At 74.1% G+C, this 16,588-nt stretch carries 17 protein-coding genes and 1 pseudogene; 9 read left to right on the top strand and 9 right to left on the bottom strand.

The genetic code is table 11. The features are described 5' to 3' along the window. The 4 genes and pseudogenes from PV721_RS11245 to PV721_RS11230 all read right to left on the bottom strand — a co-directional run. Nucleotides 1-511: pseudogene (locus PV721_RS11245) on the bottom strand (alpha/beta hydrolase); the annotation flags it as partial. 102 nt (nt 512-613) lie between these two features. Next, nucleotides 614-1,639, bottom strand: coding sequence for a TIGR04222 domain-containing membrane protein (locus PV721_RS11240; protein WP_319722897.1), 1,026 nt, complete (start codon nt 1,637-1,639; stop codon nt 614-616). After that, nucleotides 1,636-2,988, bottom strand: coding sequence for a DUF692 domain-containing protein (locus PV721_RS11235; RefSeq protein WP_319722895.1), 1,353 nt, complete (start codon nt 2,986-2,988; stop codon nt 1,636-1,638). Before PV721_RS11235 ends, PV721_RS11240 begins: the two co-directional genes overlap by 4 nt. A 132-nt stretch (nt 2,989-3,120) precedes the next feature. Beyond that, the gene (locus tag PV721_RS11230) at nt 3,121-3,873 is read right to left on the bottom strand and encodes an aminoacyl-tRNA hydrolase (protein ID WP_319722893.1); all 753 of its coding nucleotides are present in this window, start codon (nt 3,871-3,873) and stop codon (nt 3,121-3,123) included. Nucleotides 3,874-3,944: 71 nt separating this feature from the next. On the opposite strand from PV721_RS11230, the gene PV721_RS11225 reads away from it, so the two are divergent. Genes PV721_RS11225 through PV721_RS11210 form a run of 4 tightly spaced genes read left to right on the top strand, consistent with a single transcriptional unit; the run spans nt 3,945 to nt 6,311 of the window. Beyond that, a complete protein-coding gene (locus PV721_RS11225) occupies nt 3,945-4,619 on the top strand; it encodes an AIM24 family protein (protein ID WP_319722891.1) in 675 nt (224 codons plus the stop codon). Next, a complete protein-coding gene (locus PV721_RS11220) occupies nt 4,616-5,431 on the top strand; it encodes an ABC transporter ATP-binding protein (protein WP_319722901.1) in 816 nt (271 codons plus the stop codon). Before PV721_RS11225 ends, PV721_RS11220 begins: the two co-directional genes overlap by 4 nt. Continuing rightward, nucleotides 5,428-6,078 (top strand): ABC transporter, encoded by a 651-nt coding sequence (locus tag PV721_RS11215; protein ID WP_319722890.1) that lies wholly within the window; start codon nt 5,428-5,430, stop codon nt 6,076-6,078. The genes PV721_RS11220 and PV721_RS11215 overlap by 4 nt, the downstream gene beginning before the upstream one ends. Before the next feature lie 14 nt (nt 6,079-6,092). Continuing rightward, nucleotides 6,093-6,311, top strand: coding sequence for a hypothetical protein (locus PV721_RS11210; RefSeq protein WP_319722889.1), 219 nt, complete (start codon nt 6,093-6,095; stop codon nt 6,309-6,311). A gap of 16 nt (nt 6,312-6,327) precedes the next feature. Here PV721_RS11210 and PV721_RS11205 read toward each other — a convergent pair whose 3' ends face one another. The 3 genes from PV721_RS11205 to PV721_RS11195 all read right to left on the bottom strand — a co-directional run bounded on the left by PV721_RS11205 (nt 6,328) and on the right by PV721_RS11195 (nt 9,342). Next, nucleotides 6,328-7,245 carry a polysaccharide deacetylase family protein gene (locus PV721_RS11205; protein WP_319722886.1) on the bottom strand — a complete coding sequence of 306 codons (918 nt, stop codon included), beginning with the start codon at nt 7,243-7,245 and terminating at the stop codon, nt 6,328-6,330. Between the two features lie 96 nt (nt 7,246-7,341). After that, nucleotides 7,342-8,697, bottom strand: a complete 1,356-nt coding sequence (locus PV721_RS11200) for an alkaline phosphatase PhoX (RefSeq protein ID WP_319722884.1) — start codon at nt 8,695-8,697, stop codon at nt 7,342-7,344. A 69-nt stretch (nt 8,698-8,766) separates the two neighbouring features. Next, nucleotides 8,767-9,342 carry a hypothetical protein gene (locus PV721_RS11195; protein ID WP_319722883.1) on the bottom strand — a complete coding sequence of 192 codons (576 nt, stop codon included), beginning with the start codon at nt 9,340-9,342 and terminating at the stop codon, nt 8,767-8,769. A 256-nt stretch (nt 9,343-9,598) separates the two neighbouring features. Between PV721_RS11195 and PV721_RS11190 the strand changes: the two genes are divergently transcribed. Both PV721_RS11190 and PV721_RS11185 read left to right on the top strand, forming a co-directional pair. Continuing rightward, nucleotides 9,599-10,912 carry a cytochrome P450 gene (locus PV721_RS11190; RefSeq protein WP_319722881.1) on the top strand — a complete coding sequence of 438 codons (1,314 nt, stop codon included), beginning with the start codon at nt 9,599-9,601 and terminating at the stop codon, nt 10,910-10,912. A gap of 28 nt (nt 10,913-10,940) precedes the next feature. Beyond that, a complete protein-coding gene (locus PV721_RS11185) occupies nt 10,941-12,035 on the top strand; it encodes an amidohydrolase family protein (protein WP_319722879.1) in 1,095 nt (364 codons plus the stop codon). Between the two features lie 58 nt (nt 12,036-12,093). Here PV721_RS11185 and PV721_RS11180 read toward each other — a convergent pair whose 3' ends face one another. Together PV721_RS11180 and zapE are read right to left on the bottom strand one after the other, a co-directional pair. Continuing rightward, nucleotides 12,094-12,522 (bottom strand): OsmC family protein, encoded by a 429-nt coding sequence (locus PV721_RS11180; protein ID WP_319722877.1) that lies wholly within the window; start codon nt 12,520-12,522, stop codon nt 12,094-12,096. Between the two features lie 63 nt (nt 12,523-12,585). Further along, entirely contained in the window at nt 12,586-13,641 is a 1,056-nt protein-coding gene (zapE, locus tag PV721_RS11175) for a cell division protein ZapE (RefSeq protein ID WP_416371074.1), read from the bottom strand. Between the two features lie 84 nt (nt 13,642-13,725). Between zapE and PV721_RS11170 the strand changes: the two genes are divergently transcribed. The 3 genes from PV721_RS11170 to murC all read left to right on the top strand — a co-directional run bounded on the left by PV721_RS11170 (nt 13,726) and on the right by murC (nt 16,571). Further along, nucleotides 13,726-14,508 carry a pyrimidine reductase family protein gene (locus tag PV721_RS11170; RefSeq protein WP_319722873.1) on the top strand — a complete coding sequence of 261 codons (783 nt, stop codon included), beginning with the start codon at nt 13,726-13,728 and terminating at the stop codon, nt 14,506-14,508. 148 nt (nt 14,509-14,656) lie between these two features. Continuing rightward, nucleotides 14,657-15,124 (top strand): indole-3-glycerol phosphate synthase, encoded by a 468-nt coding sequence (locus PV721_RS11165; protein ID WP_319722871.1) that lies wholly within the window; start codon nt 14,657-14,659, stop codon nt 15,122-15,124. A gap of 52 nt (nt 15,125-15,176) precedes the next feature. Continuing rightward, a complete protein-coding gene (gene murC / locus PV721_RS11160) occupies nt 15,177-16,571 on the top strand; it encodes a UDP-N-acetylmuramate--L-alanine ligase (protein WP_319722869.1) in 1,395 nt (464 codons plus the stop codon). Nucleotides 16,572-16,588 lie beyond the last annotated feature (17 nt).

The raw sequence follows: 16,588 nt of genomic DNA, 5'->3' as shown, positions 1-16,588 counted from the left end.
GGCCCGTGGTGCGGGCGGAGGGGGCCTGGCAGGACAGCGGGGCGGAGCGGCCGACACCGCGCGGGGCGTAGCCGACGAGGTCGTAGGCGGCGGCGATGCGCTCCCACGCGGGCAGTTCGGCGACGAGCGGGAAGGACATCCCGGAGGCTCCGGGGCCGCCGGGGTTGTGGACGAGCGCGCCCTGGCGGACCGCCCCGCGGGCGCGGGTGGCGGTGACCCGGCTGACGGTGAGGGCGATCTGCGGGCCGTCGGGGCGGGCGTAGTCGAGCGGTACGCGCAGGGTGGCGCAGCGGACCGGGCCAGGGAGCTCCTCGACGTCGGGGCAGGCGCGGAAGTCGAGGCCGGTGGCCGCGGCGCGGCGGGCGGCGAGCGCGGCGCCGGCCGACTCGGCGTCGGTGCCGACGGCGGCCCCGGCGGCGTCCGGGGCCGGTGCGGCGTGAGCGGTGGGCGTGCACAGGGCGAGGGAGAGCGCCGCCACGGCGGCGCCCTGGCGCGCGAGTCTCGTCCGCATGACCGGGCCTGCCTCTCATCGTATGAACTGATGAGAGGCCGGACCGTGTTCGTTGTAAAGGATCACCGGCGGGTGTCGGCCGCCATGGCCCCTGTCGGCGTATCAGGAACTGCTGGAGCAGCTCGAACTCGAACTGCTGGAGCAGCTGGAGCCCGAACTGCTGGAACAGCTGGAACCCGAACTGCTCGAACAACTGGAACCGGAGGAACCGCCGCAGCCCGAACCGCTGCCGCCTCCGCAGCCGCCCGAGGCCCCGCAGCTCGACCCCCCGCCCCCGTCGCTCGCGGCGCACCAGACCACCGGCAGCAGCTCGGCCGGGGAATCGGACGACGACGCGTGGGTGCGGTGGGGGCGCGCGCCCGACTGCGCCGCGGCCAGCCGGGTGCCGCGGGCGGCGGGCACCAACTGCTGCCGCAGGTACGGGTCCCGCAGACCGCGCAGCCCGAACAGGGCGGTCTGCACGTGCGGGGTCCGGTCGTTCACATAGGCGGAACGCAGCGCCCGCAGTGCCCGCAGCCCCGCCCGGGTGACCCGGCTCCTGGCCCGGACCGTGCCGATCACGCCCACGATGATGCCGATCACCAGCACGGGCAGCACCTTCACGATGAACGGCACCTGGGCGCCGCTGTCGAGGGCGAGACCGACGAAGGTCAGCACCAGCGACACCGGGATCAGGAGCGCGCACACGACGGCCTGGACCAGCCCCCAGCGGCGCCGGGTCCGCCCGGATCCGGGCGGGGACACCATCCCACGGGCGGCCAGGGCGTCCCCGAGCTCCTGGACGGCCGGGTCGCACATGGCGGCGTAACGCACCTGGTAGAGCCACCCCGAGGGAGCCCCACCGTGGGCCTGGAGGACGGCGCGCTCGGCCGGGTCGGTGGCCCGCGCCCCGGGGCGCACCTGGACGATGCCCGGACCGCCGACCACCAGGCGGCCGTCGCCGAGCATCGCGACGAGCGCGGCGTCCACGACGGTGCCGGGCCCGCCCACCACGAAGGCGGCCTCGGACAGGTCGTGGAGACGGGCCGTGGGTCCCGCCGGAGCGGGGCGGCCGCTGCGCACCCCGCGCAGCAGCAGGACGCAGGAGACGGCGACGGCGATCCAGATCGCCACGGCGAGGAGGTTCATGCCGCCCTCCCCGCGAGCGCCCGGGCCCAGCGGACGACCCGTCGGGGCGGCCGCACCCCGGCCCGTTCCCGCCACCAGGCGGTGAGCCGGCGCCGCGCGGCCGGATCGGCCGGCAGGTCCCGGATCAGCAGGTGCTCGGCGAAGTCCAGCGCGTCCCGCCGGTACCCGGCGGTCATCGGGCGGCCCTTGGCGTACGCGAGGAAGGCCTCGCGGTACGGGTCGCGGCCGCCCAGGATCCCGGGCAGCTCCGGCGCCAGCCGGGCCACCACGTCGGCCCGCTTGGCGGCCAGCGCCCGGGCCTGCACCCGGATGCGCCCGCGGTCGAAGCCCTCGGGTACGGGGGTCCCGGCCACCAGCGCCGACAGCAGCGCGGCCTGCCCGAGCGCGACCCGGGTCCGGGCGGCCTCGACGGCGACGCGGACCCCGGGTCCGTCGGTGGGGTCCGGCGAGCGCTCCGGCCCGGCGGCTTCCCGTACGGCCTCCGGGAGGGCGGCGGCTTCCGGCTCGCCCTCCGCCCCGAGCTCCGTCGCGGGGCCGGCGCTCACCACCGACCGGATCGCGGCCAGTTCGCCCGCGAGCTCCCCCTCCGGCGGGAAGTCGTCGTCCCGCTCCAGCAGCACGCCCGGGGGGTCCACCCGCGAACGGAGTGCGGCGAGCAGGTCGAGCACCACCGGCGGCACCGGATGCGCGTGCGTGTCGTGCCAGACGCCGCCCCGCTCGACCCCGCCCGCCACGTGCACGTACGCCAGCGCCTCCAGCGGGATCGCGTCCAGCACGGCTGCGGGGTCCTCGCCCCGGTTGACCCGGTTGGTGTGCAGGTTGGCCACGTCGATGAGCAGCCGGACACCGGTCCGCTCGACCAGTTCCGTGAGGAACTGCCCCTCCGTCAGCTCCTCGCCCGGCCACGAGAACAGCGCCGCGATGTTCTCCAGCGCCAGCGGCACGGGCAGCGCGTCCTGCGCGATCCGTACGTTCTCGCACAGCACGTCCAGCGCGTCGCGCGTGCGGGGCACCGGCAGCAGGTGCCCGGCCTCCAGCACGGGCGAGGACGTCCGTACGAAGGCGATGTGCTCGGTGACGAGCGGCGCCCCCAGCGCCACCGCCCGCTCGCCGAGCGCCGCCAGCTTCGCCGGGTCCGGCCGGTCGGCGCCGCCCAGGCCGAGCGAGACGCCGTGCGGCACGACGCGCGTGCCGCGCTCGCGCAGCCGCAGCAGTGCCTCGGGCAGGTGGCCCGGGCAGATGTTCTCGGCCACCACCTCGACCCAGTCGAGGCCGGGCAGCCGCTCGACGGCGTCCGCGATCTCCGGCCGCCAGCCGATGCCCACCCCCAGGTGTGTCATGGGCTTCATGTCCCCTCGCCCCCTCTCAACGCATCGTGTGCCGATGTCATGGCCCCGACGGAGTCGAGCCAACCGCAGCAGGGGACGTTCAGAGCAACATTTGAGGTTCCCGCGCACGCGGGGGGTGCCGGAGCGGCGCCGTCAGAGCCGGGCGCGCAGCGCCGGGTGGTCGGCGACCACCGTCGCACTGCCCGGCGCGATCTCGGTGAAGCCGGCGTCGCGGACCACCGGCAGCCCGCTCCCGCTCAGCTCCGCCCACCGCTCGCGCGCGGCCGTCCGTACGGCCAGCCGGAAGCCGGAGTCCCGCCAGGCGGCGCGCTCCGTGCCGGTCAGCTCCCACCACGCCAGCTGCGCCGCGTGCCCGGCCTGGGCCATCGTCTTGCCGGCCGACATGTCGAGGCCGGGGTTGAGCCACAGCACGGGCAGCTCCGGGTCCTCGACCGCGGCCACCGGCTGGGGGTCGTCCAGATCGGTTCCCGACACCTGGAGCTTCGCGAGCTCCTTGGGCCAGCCGTCCAGGGGCACCGGCGGGAAGACCCGTACCTCCGAGGTGTCACCGTGCACCGTGACACCCGGCAGGGTCTGCGCCTTGCGCCACTCCGCCCCGCGGGCCCGGCGGACCACCTTGCGGATGCGCGCGTCCTGCCAGTCGCGGACCGCCTCGGCCCACTCGCCCCCGCCCTGCGCCCGCTCGTCGGTGAGCAGGACCAGCACCGCGCGGGCCGCCGTCTCCAGGGCGTCCGTCCGGGCCGGCGGCTCGGCCTTCTCGATCCGGACCACCAGCGGCAGGACGAACTGCGGGGCCTCGTCGCGCAGGGCGTGCTCCTGCCGGAAGGGGCTGTCCGCGCCGACCGCGGGCACGTCGGAGATGTCGTTCGTGTGCTGGCTGCTCATCCCGCCAAGGATGCCAGGCTCCACCTCAAGGAGGATGCCCCGGGTGCTCGCCGCGGGTGAGGATCGGCGGCATGAAGAGTGATCTTTTCGCGTCCGAGAACCTGGCCCAGGCCGCCGTCACCCCTGGCATGAGCCTGCAGAACGCCAAGTCCGTCAAGTACAACGTCAACGGTGAAATGCTGGCCCGTCAGGGCTCGATGGTCGCCTTCCGCGGCAACCTCCAGTTCGAGCGCAAGGGCCAGGGCATAGGCGGCATGCTCAAGCGTGCCGTGACGGGCGAGGGCCTGGCGCTCATGTCCGTACGGGGCCAGGGCGAGGCCTGGTTCGCCCACCAGGCGGCCAACTGCTTCATCATCGACTTCGAGCCGGGCGACGCCCTCACCGTCAACGGCCGCAACGTGCTCTGCTTCGACCCGACCCTGTCCTACGAGATCAAGATGGTGAAGGGCGCCGGCATGACCGGCGGCGGCCTCTTCAACAGCCTCTTCACCGGCACGGGCAAGCTCGCCGTGATCTGCGACGGCAACCCGATCATCATCCCGGTCACCGCCCAGGCCCCGGTCTACGTCGACACGGACGCCGTGGTCGGCTGGAGCGCCCAGCTGGAGACCGGCCTGCACCGCTCCCAGTCGGTCGGCTCGATGATCCGCGGCGGCTCCGGCGAGGCCGTCCAGCTGATGCTGCGCGGCGAGGGCTTCGTCATCGTCCGCCCGAGCGAGGTCACCGAGACGGCGGCGGCGCACTGAACCTCACCGGCGTGGGCCGGCGTTACGGCGCACGCCGGCCCTGGGTGCTGCGCGGGGTCTCGCTGGAGCTGCCGCCCGGCACGCTGGTACGGATCGAAGGCGGCAACGGCGGCGGCAAGTCCACCCTGCTGCGGCTCGTCGCCGGCATCGACACCCCGACCGAGGGACGCGTCGACGGCCGCCCGCGCCGCACGGCCTACGTTCCCGAGCGCTTCCCGGCGGCGCTGCCGCTCACGGCCGCGTCCTACCTGACCCATCTGGGCCGGATGCACGGGCTCGGACGGGCCGCGGCGGCCCGGCGGGCGGCGCACTGGCTGGAGCGGTTCGGGGCCGCCGGGCACGCCCGCACCCCGATGGCCGAACTGTCCAAGGGGACCAGCCAGAAGGTGGCCGTCGCCCAGGCCCTGCTCGCCGAACCGGAGCTGCTCGTCCTCGACGAGGCCTGGACCGGGCTGGACGCCGCGGCCCGCGCCGAGCTGGACCTCGCCGTCGCCGAACGCACCGCCGCCGGGGCCGCAGTGGTGTTCGTCGACCACGATCCCCGGCGGCTCGCGGGCACGCCCGGCGCGCACTACCGGGTCGAGGGGGCCGCACTGGTTCCCGGGTCCGGGTCCGGGGCGGCGGGGCCCCGCGTACGGATCCGGGCCGCCGGACCGCCCGGCGGCCCGCTGCCGCCCGGTCTCGACGGCCGTCCCGGCCCCGACGGCGCCGTGGTGCTGACCGTGGACGCCGCACGCTCCGACGACGTCCTGCGCATCCTGCTCACCGCCCGGCCGCCCTGGCACGTCCGCGCCCTGGAGGAACTGCCGTGACCGCCCTGCTCCGCTACCAGTGCGCCCTGCTGCTGCGCTCCCAGCGGTGGCTCGCACCCTTCGCCCTGTACTCCGCGTTCGTGGCCGTCGGGATCCGGCCGGGCGACCCGGTGCTGGACTCCCTCGGCTACGCGGCCGTCGGCCTGGTCCCGCTGACGGCCTGGCTCGTCCGGATCTGCGTCACCAACGAGCCCGCCGCGGCCCGTGACGTCGCGGCCGCCGCAGCCGGTCCGGTACGGGTGCACGCGGCGGCCCTGCTCACCGCCCTCGCCGGAGCGCTGCTCACCGGCGCGGCGGGCGCGGCCGTGGCGCTGTTGCTCTGTGACCGGGCCGGGCTCGCCCCCGCCCGGACCGCCCTCGCGGGCGGCCTGACCGTGGCGGTGTGCGCGCTGACCGGCGCCGCCGTGGGGGCGCTGTGCAGCAGGCCGCTGGTGCGGCGCCGCGGCTACGGGGTCCTGGCCGCGGCCCTCGGCTCCCTGCTGGCCCTGGTCCTCGCACCCTCCCCGGCTCGCGGGGCGCTGTCCGCCCTGGCCACGGGGGCGCGCTCGGGCTCCGTACCGCTGCCGTTCACGGCGCTCGCCGGGGCGTTGCTCCTGGCGGGCGCGGCGGGCGCGGCGGCCTGTCGCGTCAGTGCGCGGCGCGGCTGAGTACGCTCGGGGGCATGGACCAGCCGGACGAGACCGCGACGCCCCCGCCGACCGCGCGGACGCAGTCGTACTGCCCCGCCCCCGCCGCCCCGGCCGGGCGGGTGGACGGGCCGCCGTACGCGGACTGCCTGGAGTGCGGCAGGCCCACCGAGTACGGGGTCGCGACACCGGGCGTGGTGCTCTGCCCGGTGTGCGAGTGGCAGGACGCGCAGCGCACCGCTTGTTCCGGCTGAAGGGCCCGGCCGCAGCTCACTTCCCGATGAGCTCGGAGACCTTCACGAACCGGTAGCCGCGCCCCCGCAGCTCCGGGACGATCTTCCGGACGGCCTCCTCGGTGACCGGGGCGGCGCTGCGCGTGCAGTGCATGACCACCACCGAGCCGGGCTTCACCCCGGCGAGCACCTGTTCGGCCACCGCGTCCGCGTCCTTCGCGAAGGCGTCCCCGCTGACCACGTCCCACTGGACGGCCGTGACCTTGGCCGTGGACAGGGCCCGCAGCGCCTGGTCGTCGTAGCAGCCGCCGGGGAAGCGGAAGTACGGCACGGTGTTGACGGCCCCCGCCTGCCGGAAGGCGGCGAAGGCGCGGTCCACGTCGGCCCGGGCGGCGGCGCCGTCGAGCGCCGGCAGCCCGTAGCAGGGTGACTTGAAGGCGTGGTGGCTGTACGAGTGGTTCGCGATCTCGAAGTTGGGGTCGGTGCCGATGGACTTCGTCTGGTCCGGGTACTCCTCGGCCCAGCGGCCCGTCATGAAGACCGTCGAGGGCACCTTGAGGGTGCGCAGGGTCGAGATCAGCTGGGGGTTGTCGAAGTGTTCCCCGCCGGCGGCGCGCGGCCCCTGGTCGGAGGTCATGTCGGCGTCGAAGGTCAGCGCCACCGTCTTGTCCGTCTGCTGCTTCGCGCGTTCGAAGACCGGGGTCAGGCCGTTCGGGCCGGGGGCCAGGGTCGGGGCCTTGGCGGGCGCGCCGGCCTGCGGGGCGCCCGGCTGCGGGGAGGCGGGCGCACCGTTGTGCGGGGATGCGGTGGGGGCGCCGGAGGCCGAGGCGGCGGGCGTGCCCATGCGGGCTTCGCGGCCGGCGTCCGACGCGGCGCCGCCCCCGCAGCCCGCGAGGGCGGCACCCAGCACCGCCGTGGCAGCCGTGGCAGCTACTCTTCGTACGGAAATGGTCACGTACGTAAACTATATGACTATCCGACAAGGAGACTTCGCGACAGGCGGTCACGGGGTCATGCAGTCGTACGGTCATTCAGTCATACAATTCCGGGGTCAGTGCCAGGGGCCCGTCACCGCGAAGGTGGTGCCCGGGGCGTAGGCGTTGACGTACATGGTGCGCCCGTCAGGCGAGAAGGTGACGCCGGCGCACTCCCCCCACTCCGGGGCCCCCGGCCGGCCGATGTCCTCGGCGTTGCGGGCCACGGGATAGACCTCGCCGGCCACCGTCACGCCGAAGACGTACTGGGCCCCGCCGCCGTCCTCGCACACCATCAGGCCGCCGTCCGGGGCCAGGCAGATGTTGTCGGGGGAGTCCCCGGGCAGCGCGACGTCGGCGGCGGGGCCGAAGAGCACGTCCAGCCGGAGCCGGGCCCGGCGCGGATCGTAGAACCACACCTGCCCGTGGTGGTCGGCGGACGCGCCCTCGCCCGCGCGGGCGTAGCTGGAGACGAAGTGGACGCCCGAGCCGCCCCAGTAGCAGCCCTCCAGCTTCTGCGCGTGGGTGATCCCGCCCGACCCGAAGTCCTGGAGCCGGATCGGGGTCCGGGCCGCGGAGGGGTCCGGTACGGGCACCCACTCCACCGGGAACTCCGCCCCGGGCTCGTCCACCACGGCGAGGTCCGCGATCCCCCGCACGCGCAGGGCCTCCAGGGCGCCCCCCGCCCGCAGCGAGCCGAGCCCCCCGAGCGGGCGGGCCGGCAGGAAGCGGTAGAACAGTCCGAAGGGCTGGACGAAGGCGTCCTCCGTCTCGTAGACGACCCCGCGGTACGGGTCCACGGCGACGGCCTCGTGCGCGAAGCGGCCCATCGCGGTGAGCGGGACCGCCCCCGAGCGGTGCGGGTCGGCGGGGTCCACCTCGAAGACGTAGCCGTGGTCCTCGGCGTAGCCGGAGGTGCCCGCGCGGTCCTCGGTCTCCTCGCAGCTCAGCCAGGTGTTCCAGGGGGTCCGCCCGCCCGCGCAGTTGACGGCGGTGCCGGCCAGGGCGACCCGCTCGCCGGTGACCTGCCCGGCCGCGTCGAGTTCCAGGGCCGTGCAGCCGCCCAGGGCCCCGGGGTCGTACGTCAGTCCCGGCACGGCGGGGACGCGCAGGACGGCCGTGGTGCGGTTCTCGTGGTTGCGGACCAGCCGCACGCGGCCGCCGCCGGCGTCGAAGGCGGCCATGCCGTCGCAGTTCGCCGGGACGGCGCCCTCGCCCGAGCGCAGCGGACCGCCCGCGCGCGACAGCACCCGGTAGCCGAACCCCGCGGGCAGGTCGAGCAGCCCGCGGGGGTCGGGGAGCAGCGGCCCGTACCCCCGCCCGGCGCCGGCGGCCCGGGCCGGGGCGGGGGAGCCGCCGGCGAACAGTGCGCCGAGCGTCCCGCTGAAGGCGATCGCGCCGGCGGCGAGCAGGCTGCGTCGGGTGACGGACATCGGCGGCTCCGGGCGTTGTTCGACAGCGTTGTTCGACAGCGGTGTTCGGGAACGGCGTCGGGGACGCTGTCAGGGGCGGGTGGTGCCCGGGAGGCAGGTCACCGCCGGGTTGAAGGTCTCGAACAGGCCGCGGGGGTTCGCCTTCCAGAGCCACAGGTGGAGGGCGTAGTGGACCGGCTGGCCGGGGAAGTTGCCGGGCTTGGGGCCCTTGAAGGGCACGCCGAACAGCGTGGGGCGGTCGTCGTCCGTGGTCAGCTTCTGGTCGCGGTCGTAGACCAGCCACTGGACCCCGACGAGGCGCTTGCCGCCGTGCCCGTCGTCCTCGTAGTAGAGCGCGGCCGGCTTCGCGGGGTCGAGGGAGTTGTCGTACGCGTGGTTGAAGTGCGGGTAGCCGAGCGCGCCGGTTCCCCCCGCCCTGTCGAAGACGCAGTACTTGTCCGGCTTGTAGCCGGCCGCCACCGCCTTGGCGTGCACGTGGTACTTGGCGGTCGCCTTGTACACGAGGGCCCGCTCGGCCGCGGACCGGCCCACGCCCCGGTCGGCGTCGGGGCGGGGCACGGCGGCGGACGAGGCGGCGGGAGCGGCGAGCGCCGCCACGGTGAGCGAGGCGGCGGCGGTGAGGGCCAGGGCGAGACTGCGGGCCATGCGCGGGCTCCTTGCGACGGGCTGGCAAGAGACCCCCTACCCCTTCCCCGGGCCGCCGCGACCGCCACCCACCCGGCCCCGGACGGCCGACCGCCGATCGGCTGAGGGGCGGCCGGGGCCCGCACGCGGACGACCTCGTACCCGGCCGCGCCGCCTCACCCGAACGGGAACGGCGCCGTTTCGCGGCGCACCCGCACGGGGAACCCGTGTGTCCGCAGAAGGCGAGTGCGAGCGAGTGCGACGGAGGGTGCGGACCATGGCGCAGCAGGATGCGGCACCGAACGGCGGCGGAGAGCTGCAGGACATCGTCTCGGCCGTGTCCAGGGGCGCGCCGGAATACCGGCAGTGCCCGCACCCCATGTACGCCGCCCTGCGCGAGCAGGCCCCGGTGTGCCGGCTGACTCCGCCGCACGGGGTCGACACGTACCTCATCACCCGCCACGACGACGCCCGCGACGCGCTGTCCGACCCCCGCTTCAGCAAGAACATGCGCGGCGCCATCGACACCTACCACGCCGTGTACGGCAGCTTCTTCGACGCGCTCGACGACAACGTGCTCTTCTCGGACCCGCCCCGGCACACACGGCTGCGCCGCATCCTGCGCAGCGCCTTCACCCCCCGGCGGGTGGAGGAGATGCGCCCGAGGATCACCGAGATCGCCGAGGGCATCCTCGGCGAATGCCGCAAGGCCGGCACGGTCGACCTGATGGCCTCGTTCGCGTTCCCGCTGCCCATCGCGGTCCTGTGCGAACTGATGGGCATCCCGCAGGAGGACCGCCCGGAGATCCTGGAGCAGTTCGCCGTCGTGACGCGCTCCCGGTTCGATCCCAGCAGGAGGGCGGAGCTGAAGGCGGCCGAGGAGCGGCTGCAGCACCGGCTGGAGCGGCTGATCGCGGACACGCGCGCGCACCCGTCGGACTCCTTCCTCAGCGACCTCCTCCAGGCGGAGGAACAGCTGGAGGACCCCGAACTGGTCGCGTCGCTGTGGGTGCTGTTCTTCGCCGGCCACAAGACCACCGCCTACCAGATCGGGAACTCCGTCCTCAACCTCCTGCTCCGCCCCGACCAGGCGGCGAAGCTCCGCGAGGACCCCCGGCTGATTCCGCGGGCCGTCGAGGAGATGCTGCGCTTCGAGGGTTCGGTGGAGACGTCGACCTTCCGGTACGCCGCGCAGGACGCCCGGATCCGGGACACGCTGATCCCCGAGGGCGCCCTGGTGCAGATCGCGATCTCCTCGGCCAACCGGGACCCCGAGAAGTTCGACTCCCCGGACGACCTGGACGTGACGCGCGAGGGACTCCAGGGGACGCACCTGGGCTTCGGCCACGGGACCCACTACTGCCTGGGGGCGCCCCTGGCGCGGCTCGAACTCGAGATCGCGCTCGCCTGTCTCCTGCGGGAGTTCCCGGACATGGAGCTCGCTGACGCCAGGGAGACCCAGGGGGCCTGGCTCAAGGGGCCGGTGGCGGCGTTCCGGGGGCTCGAACACCTCCGGCTCGTCCTGGAGCCCTCGCGCCCGGACGGGGATCCCGGCGAGCCGACCCTGGCCTCCGTGGCCTCCGGAAAGTGAACCCAGACCCGATGGGCGGTGGACCGGCATGACGGATTCCGTGAGCAGCCCCGCGCTGCGCCTCCTGGGCACCCCGGCGGACGAACTGCGCATCGCCGCGGTGGGCACCAGCGAAGTCATCCGCGTCGCGCGGGGTCCCTCCGCACCGGGCCCGGACACGGCCCCCGCGGTTCATTCGAAGATCGACATGCATCATCACTACTGCGCGCCGCAATGGCGCGACTGGGCCGTGCACCACGGGCTGATCGCGCGGGAACAGCTGCCTCCGTGGACGCGGCTCGACATCGCGGACGCGATCCGCTTCATGGACGGGGCGGGCATCACGACCGCCGTCCTCAAGCCGATGCTGCCGGCGCGCTACCGCTCGTCGGCGCAGCTGCGCGAAGCCGTCAACATCACGCTGCAGTCGATGATCGAGGTGGCGACCTCGCACCCGGGCAGGTTCTCGTACTACGTGCCCCTGTTCCTGGACGACCCGGAGGCTTCGTCCTGGGCCGTGCGCCGCGGCCTCGGGCAGCTCGGCGCCGTCGGCGTGAACGTGACGGCCAACTACGGGGGCGTCTACCTCGGGGACCCCTCCTACGACCGGCTGTTCCACGAGCTGAACGAGTTCTCCGCCGTCGTGGACACCCACCCGCACAACCTGCCCGGCTGCCCGCCCGGCGCGTCGGCGGTTCCGGGCATTCCGAACTTCATGTGCGACTTCCTGCTGGACACCACGCGCGCCGCCGTGAACATGATCAGCAGGCGGACGCTGGACCGCTTCCCGGACATCTCCGTCGTCCTGCCGCACGCCGGCGGCTTCCTCCCGTACATCGCCACGCGCCTGGAGGCCCTCGGACGGTTCTGCGAACCGAGGGTCGACCCGGCCGCCGTCCGCGACCACCTGAGCCGCTTCTACTACGACACCGCCGGCCCCATGGCGCCCGCGGCCACCCTGCTGGAGCACGCGCCGGCCGACCACGTCCTCTTCGGCACCGACTGGCCCGCCGCCCCCGCCGACACGGTCACGGAGCTGGCGCTGCCCGCCCTCGACGCCGACCCGGCCTTCACCCCGGAGCAGCTGCAGGGGATCTACCACGGCAACGCGATGCGCCTGATCCCGCAGCTGGCGACCGCCTGACGGGAGTGCGGGCCGCGCGGCGCGGCCCGCGCCCCCGTCGGGGCGGGAGCGGAAAAGCTCAGACGAGCTTGGCGTCCAGGGTGATCGTCGTACCGGTCAGGGCCTGGCTGACCGGGCAGTTCTTCTTGGCTTCCTCGGCCGCGGCGGTGAAGGCGTCGGCGTCCAGGCCCGGCACCTCGCCCACGGTGGTGAGGTGGATGCCCGTGATGCCCTTGCCGGGAACGAAGGTGACGGCGGCCGAAGTGGTCAGCTTGGCGGGCGGGTTGCCCGCCTTCGCCAGGCCGTTCGAGAAGGCCATGTTGAAGCAGCTGGAGTGCGCGGCGGCGATGAGCTCCTCCGGGCTGGTCCGCCCGTTCGCCGCCTCGTCGGTGCGCGCGGGCCAGGAGACCGGGTAGCTGCCGAGGCCGGACGAGTCGAGGGTGACGACGCCCTTGCCCTCGAACAGGTCGCCCTCCCAGACGGCGTGGGCGTTGCGTGTGGCGGCCATGGTGGATCCCTTCGTAGATGTGGGGAACGGCCGGGCACCCGGAGGAGCCCGGCATCCCCAAACCTACTGGGACACCAGGGGTTTCGCGTCGCGCGCCAGCGCGGTGAGCCGCGATATGGCGCGGAAGTACTTCTTCCGATAGCCGCCGTTCAGCATGTCGTCGCTGAAGAGCCTGTCGAAGGGGACGCCCGAGGCCAGGACCGGGACCTCGCGGTCGTACAGGCGGTCGGCCAGCACCACGAGCCGCAGCGCCGTCGACTGGTCGGGCACCGGGCCCACATCGGTCAGGCACACGGCCGTGATCCCGTCGGTGAGCGCGCCGTAGCGGCTCGGGTGCACGCGGGCCAGGTGCTCCAGCAGCCCGGGGAAGTCGTCCAGGCTCGCGCCCGGGGTCGCGTACGCGGCCTTGGTGACCTGCTCGTCGGAGAAGGGGGCCGGCGCCTCGGGCAGGCCGCGGTGGCGGTAGTCCTGGCCGTCGATCCGCAGCGGCCGGAAGTGCGCCGACAGACCCTGGATCTCCCGCAGGAAGTCGGCGGCGGCGAACCGGCCCTCGCCGAGCTTGCCGGGCAGCGTGTTGGAGGTGGCGGCCAGCGCCACGCCCTGCTCGACGAGGCGGCTGAGCAGCGAGGACACCAGCACGGTGTCGCCCGGGTCGTCCAGCTCGAACTCGTCGATGCACAGCAGCCGGTGTCCGCCCAGGGTCTGCACGGTCTGCTGGAAGCCGAGCGCGCCGACCAGGTTGGTCAGCTCCACGAAGGTGCCGAAGGCCTTGAGCGCGGGCTCGGCCGGGGTGGCGTGCCACAGGGAGGCGAGCAGGTGGGTCTTGCCCACGCCGTACCCGCCGTCGAGGTAGACCCCGCGCGGGCCGGAGGGGGCCGCCGGCTTCCTGGAGAACCAGCGCTTCTTGCCGGCGCCGCTCGCGTGCGCCCCGCCCAGACCGGCGGCGAAGCCGCTCAGCACGGTGACGGCCTCGGACTGGCTCGGCTGGGCCGGGTCCGGGTTGTACGTGTCGAAGCGGACCGAATCGAACCGCGGTGGCGGCACCATCTCGGCCACCAGCCGTTCGGCGGGCACCCGCGGCTCGCGCGCGCACAGGGCCTGGGGCCCGGCGTCGGCTATCGGAGGCCGGCCGGAGGTGTAACCGGAGGTGGAGAGTGATGTCGACACAGCCCTTAACTCTACGGGGCGTGGCACACTGCCCGGATGCGACGCCTGTTCCCTGTGACCGATCAGACACCAGCCTCGCCCCGGGACCGGGCCGACCGGGAGTGGTCGCTCGACGAGCTCGCGGACGCCTACGCGTACCCCTCCCTGGGGCCGGACGGACACTGGCTGCGGGCGAACATGGTCTCCACCCTGGACGGGGCGGCCCAGCACGACGGCCGCTCCCAGCCGATCTCCGGCGAGACCGACATGAAGATCTTCGGCACCCTGCGGGCGCTGGCCGATGTGGTGGTCGTCGGGGCGGAAACGGTTCGCCGGGAGGGCTACCGCCCGGCCCGCGCCCGGGAGGCCTTCGCCGCCCGCCGCGAGGCGGCCGGACAGGGCCCGGCCCCCGCGATCGCCGTGGTCACCGCGCGCATGGACCTGGACTTCTCGCTGCCCCTGTTCACCTCCCCGCTGGTGCCGACCCTGGTGGTCACCGGCGCCACCGCGCCCGCCGACCGGGTGGCCGAGGCGGTCAAGGCCGGGGCCGAGGTAGTAGTGGCCGGGGACGGCGCTGCCGTGGACCCGGCCCGTGCGGTGCGGGAGCTGGCCGGGCGGGGGCTGCGCCGCCAGCTCACCGAGGGCGGGCCCCGGCTGCTGGGCCAGTTCGTGGCCGCCGACGCCCTGGACGAGCTGTGCCTGACGATCTCGCCGATGCTCGCCGCCGGTGACGCCCAGCGGATCGCCGGGGGACCCTCCGTCACGGTTCCGCACCGGCTCGCGCCCGCCTCCGTACTGGAAGAGGCCGGGTTCCTCTTCACGAGCTACCGTCGGATCTGACAAGGGTCGGAATTTGTCGTTCCGCTTTGCTTCCGCTGGGCACATAACTGGGCAGACATGTCTGCGCAAGGCCCCGTGCGACAGCGGGGCAGGATGGTTTCCGCAGGGGCCGGCCAGCCGGCCTCGGCCCATGAAGGAGAGGGCGTCCGTGTTCACGAGCGTATTGATGATCGAGCAGCCGCTGACCGCGGTGGACGTGGACTTCGTCACGACCCTGCACGGCGACGACCAGGTCTCCTTCGTCGTCCTCATGCAACCCCGGGGCGACCAGGACCGACTGCTGCGCGCCATCGACGACGTCGCACTCGGTGAGCTCCCCGAGGCCATCCGCGAGGGCGACGAACCCGAGGGCGAAGCCGCCCGCGGCCCCGCGGCGCACGCCCTCGCGCACTCCCTGAACGCCCTGCGGCAGAAGGGCGCCAACGCCACCGGGCAGCTCATCGGGGACCACCCGCTCGACAAACTGAAGGCCGTCGTGGACGAGACCGGCGCCGACGAGGTGATCGTCCTGACCGCCCCGCACTTCGTGGAGGAGTTCTTCCACCGGGACTGGGCCTCCCGGGCCCGCCACAAGGTCGGCGTTCCGGTGCTCAAGCTCTTCGCCCACAACGAATAGGCTTGGCCCGTCAGAGCTCGAAGCACCACCCCTCGATCCTGGAGCGACCTGAATGAAGCCCGGCCTGCCGACCGCCATGGAACGGCCCCACTTCATCGGCATCGGCGGCGCCGGGATGTCCGGTATCGCGAAGATCCTGGCCCAGCGCGGAGCGCAGGTCGCCGGCAGCGACTCCCGTGACTCCGAGACCGCCCAGGCACTGCGCGCCCACGGCGCCACGGTCCACATCGGTCACGCGGCCGGCCACCTCGCCGACGACTCCACCTCCGTGGTCGTCTCCAGCGCCATCCGCGCCGACAATCCCGAGCTGGCCCGCGCCGCCGAGCTCGGCATCCCCGTCGTGCACCGCTCCGACGCCCTCGCCGGCCTGATGGACGGGCTGCGCCCGATCGCCGTCGCCGGTACGCACGGCAAGACCACCACCACCTCGATGCTGGCGGTGTCCCTCTCGGCCCTGGGCCTGGACCCCTCGTACGCCATCGGCGGCGACCTGGACGCCCCCGGCTCCAACGCCCACCACGGCGAGGGCGACATCTTCGTGGCCGAGGCGGACGAGAGCGACCGCACCTTCCACAAGTACAGCCCGCAGGTCGCGATCATCCTCAACGCGGAGCTGGACCACCACGCGAACTACGCGTCGATCGAGGAGATCTACGAGTCCTTCGAGACCTTCGTCGGCAAGATCGTGCCCGGCGGCACCCTGGTCGTCGCCCACGGCCAGGAGGGCGCCGCCGAGATCGCCCGCCGCGTCGCGGGCCGGGAGGGCCTCACCGTCGTCACGTACGGCGAGGAGGAGGACGCCGACGTCCGGATCACCAAGATCACCCCGCGCGGCCTGACCAGCGAGGTCACCGTGGTCCTGGACGGCCGGATGCTCACCTTCACCGTCTCCGTCCCCGGCCGCCACTACGCGCACAACGCCGTCGCGGCCCTCGCCGCCGGCGTGGCCCTCGGCATCCCGGCGCACAACCTGGCCTCCGCCCTCGGCAAGTACACCGGCGTCAAGCGCCGCCTCCAGCTCAAGGGCGAGGCCGCGGGCGTCCAGGTCATCGACTCCTACGCCCACCACCCCACCGAGATGACCGCCGACCTGGAGGCCATCCGGGGCGCCGCCGGGGACTCCCGGATCCTGGTGGTCTTCCAGCCCCACCTCTTCTCCCGCACCCAGGAACTGGGCAAGGAGATGGGCGGGGCGCTGGCCCTGGCCGACGCCTCCGTGGTCCTGGACATCTACCCGGCCCGCGAGGACCCGATCCCCGGGATCACCAGCGAGCTGATCATCGCGGCCGCCCGGTCCGCGGGCGCCGACGTCACCGCCGAGCACGACAAGGCGGCCGTCGCCGACGTCATCGCGGGAATGGCCAAGCCCGGTGACCTCGTTCTCACCATGGGCGCCGGAGACGTCACGGACCTCGGTCCGGCCATCCTCGCCCGGCTGTCGGGCTGAAGGTACGAGGGAGCGGG

Origin of the sequence: Streptomyces sp. MB09-01, from assembly GCF_033794505.1 — a bacterium.
Classification (GTDB): domain Bacteria; phylum Actinomycetota; class Actinomycetes; order Streptomycetales; family Streptomycetaceae; genus Streptomyces.
This window is presented reverse-complemented; position numbering and strand designations above follow the sequence as displayed.

Bases quoted from the DNA above. Each gene is read 5' to 3' on its own strand.
- PV721_RS11240 (WP_319722897.1), bottom strand. From the start codon at position 1,639: ATGAACCTCCTCGCCGTGGCGATCTGGATCGCCGTCGCCGTCTCCTGC.
- PV721_RS11235 (WP_319722895.1), bottom strand. From the start codon at position 2,988: ATGAAGCCCATGACACACCTGGGGGTGGGCATCGGCTGGCGGCCGGAG.
- PV721_RS11230 (WP_319722893.1), bottom strand. From the start codon at position 3,873: ATGAGCAGCCAGCACACGAACGACATCTCCGACGTGCCCGCGGTCGGC.
- PV721_RS11225 (WP_319722891.1), top strand. From the start codon at position 3,945: ATGAAGAGTGATCTTTTCGCGTCCGAGAACCTGGCCCAGGCCGCCGTC.
- PV721_RS11210 (WP_319722889.1), top strand. From the start codon at position 6,093: ATGGACCAGCCGGACGAGACCGCGACGCCCCCGCCGACCGCGCGGACG.
- PV721_RS11200 (WP_319722884.1), bottom strand. From the start codon at position 8,697: ATGTCCGTCACCCGACGCAGCCTGCTCGCCGCCGGCGCGATCGCCTTC.
- PV721_RS11195 (WP_319722883.1), bottom strand. From the start codon at position 9,342: ATGGCCCGCAGTCTCGCCCTGGCCCTCACCGCCGCCGCCTCGCTCACC.
- PV721_RS11190 (WP_319722881.1), top strand. From the start codon at position 9,599: ATGGCGCAGCAGGATGCGGCACCGAACGGCGGCGGAGAGCTGCAGGAC.
- PV721_RS11185 (WP_319722879.1), top strand. From the start codon at position 10,941: ATGACGGATTCCGTGAGCAGCCCCGCGCTGCGCCTCCTGGGCACCCCG.
- PV721_RS11180 (WP_319722877.1), bottom strand. From the start codon at position 12,522: ATGGCCGCCACACGCAACGCCCACGCCGTCTGGGAGGGCGACCTGTTC.
- PV721_RS11170 (WP_319722873.1), top strand. From the start codon at position 13,726: ATGCGACGCCTGTTCCCTGTGACCGATCAGACACCAGCCTCGCCCCGG.
- murC (WP_319722869.1), top strand. From the start codon at position 15,177: ATGAAGCCCGGCCTGCCGACCGCCATGGAACGGCCCCACTTCATCGGC.